Annotated in this window: 1 protein-coding gene; it reads right to left on the bottom strand. The window is 35.3% G+C overall.

The features are described 5' to 3' along the window. On the bottom strand, nucleotides 1-287 hold a 287-nt coding region (locus tag ABN217_RS20490; RefSeq protein WP_349460043.1), incomplete at its 3' end, for a GIY-YIG nuclease family protein. Between the last annotated feature and the right edge of the window lie 223 nt (nucleotides 288-510).

Below are 510 nucleotides of genomic sequence, written 5' to 3'. Positions count from 1 at the left end.
TGAATGAATAAGTAGTCAACGATATCACTAGGCTGGTCGAGTACCAGCCTTTCTTTTGCCTGTTTGCTGAGTCTTTTGATCTGAAATTCCAATTTAGATGCTGCCGAGCGATCCCCCACCGCACCATTAAACACTAAAGTCAGTGGTAATTTACCTTTCAGTGCTTTTGCACCTTTTCCTTCTTGATGTTGTGTAAAACGGCGTTGGACATCCGTGGTGATCCCACAATATAACCTGTTATTTTTCTCTCTAATTAGGTAGATGTGCCAAATTTTTTGCGTATTCATTTGCTTTTGTTGCCCTATTTTTATCTTTCTGTGCTGAAATCAAAGGAGAAAAAAGATGCCAAAATGTGAAAGGTTATCGAATAAAGATAAATGTAACATACTAAATTATAAACAAAAAATGACACGCAGTGTTCATGAATTTGTCATCAATACCATCCATCTAGATCAAATAATTTGAATGATAACAGCAAAATTAGCTAATTTTCATTATCAATTAAAGTGC

Origin of the sequence: Proteus sp. fly-1067 (genome assembly GCF_040139345.1) — a bacterium.
GTDB lineage: Bacteria > Pseudomonadota > Gammaproteobacteria > Enterobacterales > Enterobacteriaceae > Proteus > Proteus vulgaris_B.
Note: the sequence above shows the minus strand (reverse complement) of the source record. Positions and strands in the feature narration are given on the sequence as shown.